The sequence below is a fragment of the Mycobacterium sp. genome (assembly GCF_035499775.1).
Taxonomy (GTDB): Bacteria; Actinomycetota; Actinomycetes; order Mycobacteriales; family Mycobacteriaceae; genus Mycobacterium.
Window position 1 is genome coordinate 1 of sequence record NZ_DATJYB010000450.1, and the last position, 4,622, is coordinate 4,622.

4 protein-coding genes and 1 pseudogene are annotated in these 4,622 nt (G+C 65.6%); 4 read left to right on the forward strand and 1 reads right to left on the reverse strand.

Translation table 11 applies throughout. The features are described from left to right. From VML93_RS27950 to coaE, 4 genes are all read left to right on the forward strand, one after another. On the forward strand, positions 1 to 882 hold an 882-nt coding region (locus VML93_RS27950), incomplete at its 5' end, for a DNA polymerase (protein WP_325615503.1). Positions 883 to 1,006: 124 nt separating this feature from the next. Further along, positions 1,007 to 1,378, forward strand: coding sequence for a hypothetical protein (locus VML93_RS27955; protein WP_325615504.1), 372 nt, complete (start codon positions 1,007 to 1,009; stop codon positions 1,376 to 1,378). Positions 1,379 to 1,536: 158 nt separating this feature from the next. Beyond that, positions 1,537 to 2,982 carry a 30S ribosomal protein S1 gene (rpsA, locus tag VML93_RS27960; RefSeq protein WP_325615505.1) on the forward strand — a complete coding sequence of 482 codons (1,446 nt, stop codon included), beginning with the start codon at positions 1,537 to 1,539 and terminating at the stop codon, positions 2,980 to 2,982. A gap of 12 nt (positions 2,983 to 2,994) precedes the next feature. Next, entirely contained in the window at positions 2,995 to 4,209 is a 1,215-nt protein-coding gene (gene coaE / locus VML93_RS27965; RefSeq protein WP_325615506.1) for a dephospho-CoA kinase, read from the forward strand. A gap of 2 nt (positions 4,210 to 4,211) precedes the next feature. Here the strand turns inward: coaE and VML93_RS27970 are convergent. Further along, a pseudogene (locus VML93_RS27970) lies at positions 4,212 to 4,415 on the reverse strand (hypothetical protein); the annotation flags it as partial. Between the last annotated feature and the right edge of the window lie 207 nt (positions 4,416 to 4,622).

The following is a 4,622-nucleotide window of genomic DNA, read 5'->3' on the forward strand; positions in this document are numbered from 1 at the left end:
GTCGACGGGTTGCTGAACTCGGTGGCCGGCGACGGCCGGATTCACACCACGTTCAACCAAACAATCGCCGCGACCGGCCGGCTTTCGTCCACCGAGCCCAACCTGCAGAACATCCCGATCCGAACCGACGCGGGCCGGCAGATCCGCGACGCGTTCGTGGTCGGCTCGGGCAAATCCGGCGATTTCACCGAGCTGATGACCGCCGACTACAGCCAGATCGAGATGCGGATCATGGCGCACCTGTCCAGGGACGAGGGACTCATCGAAGCCTTCCGGACGGGGGAGGACCTGCACTCGTTCGTCGCGTCGCGCGCGTTCGGCGTGCCGATCGAGGAGGTCAACGCCGAGTTGCGGCGCCGGGTCAAGGCCATGTCGTACGGGCTGGCCTACGGGCTGAGCGCCTACGGGTTGTCCGCCCAGCTGAAGATCTCCACCGAAGAGGCCAAGGACCAGATGGACCAGTACTTCGCCCGGTTCGGCGGGGTGCGCGATTACCTGATGGACGTGGTCGAGCAGGCCCGAAAGGACGGCTACACCTCGACGGTGCTGGGTCGCCGGCGCTACCTGCCCGAGCTGGACAGCAGCAACCGCCAGGTGCGCGAGGCCGCCGAACGGGCCGCGCTCAATGCCCCGATCCAGGGCAGCGCGGCCGACATCATCAAGGTGGCGATGATCGAGGTCGACAAGGCGATCCGCACGGCCGGGCTGGCCTCGCGCATGTTGCTGCAGGTCCACGACGAGCTGCTGTTCGAAATCGCGCCCGGCGAGCGAGAGCAGGTCGAAGCGCTGGTACGCGAGCAGATGGGCGGCGCCTACCCGCTCGATGTCCCGCTGGAGGTGTCGGTGGGCTACGGCCGCAGCTGGGACAGCGCGGCCCACTAAAGGCGCACTGGCGGCTCGCTGAGCCCCCGCGGGTGAATAAGGGGTGACCGTGAACATGCCACTCGATGACCCGGGCGCGAAACTTCGGACCACCGTGACCCGCGTTCACGCGGTCATCCTGTTCGTGGTCACCATCGCCGCGACGACGGGATCGACGCTCGGTTGGCAGGGGCACGGGCCGTTGGACGTGCTGGCCAGGCAGCCTTTCGGCTACGTCGGGCTGTTCCAGGCGTATTTCTTGATGTTCCTGCTCGCGCTGGTGTGCCTCATCGGTGCCACGCGCTGGCCGAGCCGGCTGTGGAACGCTGCCCTGCTGGTCGCACACCTGGCACCGGTGTCGATCATCGTGATCGCCAATGATGTGTTTGTTTCGGTGAACTCCCAGCGCATGGCCTATGCCGTGGCGCTGCTTGTGCATATCCCGCTGATCCTGCTGGAAACCTTCGCGTTGCTGTGGAAGGCGCCCCTCCTGCGACAGGCGGGCAGCAGACGTTAGTCTGATCATGAAATCGCAGCTGGGGAGACCGGGTTTGTCCAGCGTGTACGCAGTCGAGTAGCCTCGACAGGTACCCGCTCGTGCTCGATCGCGGGTCACACCAATAACTCAAGTCCCAAGTCCCTACGACCTGACCCTGTCCGGAGCAACCCAACAATATGCCGAGTCCCACCGTCACCTCGCCGCAAGTAGCCGTCAACGACATAGGCTCCAGCGAGGACTTTCTCGCAGCAATAGACAAAACGATCAAGTACTTCAACGACGGCGACATCGTCGAAGGCACCATCGTCAAAGTTGACCGGGACGAGGTGCTCCTCGATATCGGCTACAAGACCGAAGGGGTCATCCCCGCCCGCGAGCTCTCCATCAAGCACGACGTCGACCCCAACGAGGTCGTATCCGTCGGCGACGAGGTCGAGGCTCTGGTTCTCACCAAAGAGGACAAAGAGGGCCGGCTCATCCTGTCCAAGAAGCGCGCACAGTACGAGCGCGCCTGGGGCACCATCGAGGCGCTCAAGGCCAAGGACGAGGCCGTCAAGGGCACCGTCATCGAGGTGGTCAAGGGTGGCCTGATCCTCGACATCGGGCTGCGCGGCTTCCTGCCCGCCTCGCTGGTCGAGATGCGCCGGGTCCGCGATCTGCAGCCGTACATCGGCAAGGAGATCGAGGCCAAGATCATCGAGCTGGACAAGAACCGCAACAACGTGGTGCTGTCGCGGCGCGCCTGGCTGGAGCAGACCCAGTCCGAGGTACGCAGCGAGTTCCTCAACCAGCTGCAGAAGGGCACCATCCGCAAGGGCGTGGTCTCGTCCATCGTCAACTTCGGCGCGTTCGTCGACCTCGGCGGTGTGGACGGTCTGGTGCACGTCTCCGAGCTGTCCTGGAAGCACATCGACCACCCCTCCGAGGTGGTGCAGGTGGGCGACGAGGTCACCGTCGAGGTGCTCGACGTCGACATGGACCGCGAGCGGGTTTCGTTGTCGCTCAAGGCGACTCAGGAAGACCCGTGGCGGCACTTCGCCCGCACCCACGCGATCGGGCAGATCGTGCCGGGCAAGGTCACCAAGCTGGTTCCGTTCGGTGCGTTCGTCCGCGTCGAGGAGGGCATCGAAGGCCTGGTGCACATCTCGGAGTTGGCCGAGCGTCACGTCGAGGTGCCCGACCAGGTGGTTGCCGTAGGCGACGACGCGATGGTCAAGGTCATCGACATCGACCTGGAGCGTCGCCGAATCTCGTTGTCGCTCAAGCAGGCCAACGAGGACTACACCGAGGAGTTCGACCCCGCCAAGTACGGCATGGCCGACAGCTACGACGAGCAGGGCAACTACATCTTCCCCGAGGGCTTCGACCCCGAAACCAACGAATGGCTGGAAGGTTTCGACCCCCAGCGCAACGAGTGGGAAGCCCGCTACGCCGAGGCCGAACGCCGGCACAAGATGCACACCACGCAGATGGAGAAGTTCGCCGCGGCCGAGGCCGCCGACCACGGAAGTGGCGGTCAGGCGCCGTCCAGCAGCGGGCCCTCGGAAAAGGCCGCGAGTGGATCGCTGGCCAGCGACGCCCAACTCGCCGCTCTGCGGGAAAAGCTCGCCGGCAGCGCTTAATTACCCGCACAGATGCTGCGCATCGGGCTGACCGGTGGCATCGGTGCCGGGAAGTCGGCGCTGTCCGCCACGTTCTCGCAATGCGGCGGGATCATCGTCGACGGTGATGTGCTGGCTCGTGAGGTCGTCGAGCCGGGCACCGAAGGACTGGCGTCACTGGTCGACGCGTTCGGTGCCGACATCCTGCTTGCCGACGGGGCGCTGAATCGGCCGGCGTTGGCCGCCAAGGCCTTTGCCGACGAGGAGGAGCGTAAGAAGCTCAACGGGATCGTCCACCCGCTGGTCGCCAAACGCCGCTCGGAAATCATCGCGGCCGTGTCCGAAGACTCTGTTGTCGTCGAAGACATTCCGCTGCTGGTGGAATCCGGGATGGCGCCGCTGTTTCCGTTGGTGGTCATCGTGCACGCCGACGTGGAACTGCGGGTGCGACGGCTGGTCGGGCAACGCGGCATGAGCGAGGACGACGCCCGCGCCCGCATCGCCGCGCAGGCCACCGACGAGCAGCGCCACGCGGTCGCCGACATCTGGCTGGACAACTCAGGCAGCCAGGACGATTTGGTGCTGCGCGCACGCGACGTCTGGCACAACCGGATTCTGCCGTTCGCGCACAACCTTGGTGAGCGACGGATGGTCCGGGCGCAGGCCCGATTGGTGCCGCCCGACCCGACCTGGCCGGACCAGGCGCAGCGCATCGTCAACCGGTTGAAGACGGCATGTGGTCATCGGGCGTTGCGGATCGACCACATCGGGTCTACGGCGGTTCCGGATTATTACGCGAAGGACGTCATCGACATCCAGATCACCGTCGAATCACTGGCGGTGGCAGACGAACTCGTCGAGCCGTTGCTGGCCGCCGGTTATCCGCGCCGTGCGGATATCACCGAGGACACACCCAAGGACGATGCCCGCAGCACCGTCGGGCGCTTTGACCACAGCAACGATCCCGCCCTGTGGCGCAAGCGGTATCACGGTTCGGCCGACCCCGGGCGTCCGACCCACGTACATATCCGGGTCGATGGTTGGCCCCCTCAGCAGTTCGCGTTGCTGTTCGTGGACTGGCTTAAGGCCAATCCCGGTGTGCGCGAAGACTATCTGAAAATCAAGCGCGCGGCGGAGATCGACGGGGGCGGGGACGGCGGCCGTTACGCCGACGCCAAGGAGCCGTGGTTTCTGGATGCCTACCGGCGAGCGTGGGAGTGGGCCGACTCCACCGGCTGGCGGCCCTAGCCCACGTCGATTTCGCAATGTACGTTCCCCGAATACGGCCAGCGCAGCACGATCCGCATACCGGCTTTCTGCGGGTCGTCCAACACCGTGTTGGCCTCGAAAGCACGCCCGGGCAACGTGCTCAGCGGCGCGCTGTTCGTCTGGCCGCCCTGCATGACGAAGGTGGCCTGACTGCCGGTCGTCACCCCGTCGATCCGGGCGATGTACGGCCGCGATCACCGTCACGGCGATGGTTGGCATCCATCTGTGCTGGCCAGGACGCATAACTGCGGAGAGTACGCCGCAGCGCCAGCTGACGGCCGGCGGCCGCGCGTATCGCGACATGTCGGATCGCGTTGTCCGGCCAGCCGTTTGGGCACGTCGCCGTGGCAGGTCCGGATGGCGAGCGAGGCCGTCGACGTGGACGCAATTCG

Coding starts and splice junctions, on each gene's coding strand:
- coaE (WP_325615506.1), top strand. CDS start 2,995: ATGCTGCGCATCGGGCTGACCGGTGGCATCGGTGCCGGGAAGTCGGCG.
- rpsA (WP_325615505.1), top strand. CDS start 1,537: ATGCCGAGTCCCACCGTCACCTCGCCGCAAGTAGCCGTCAACGACATA.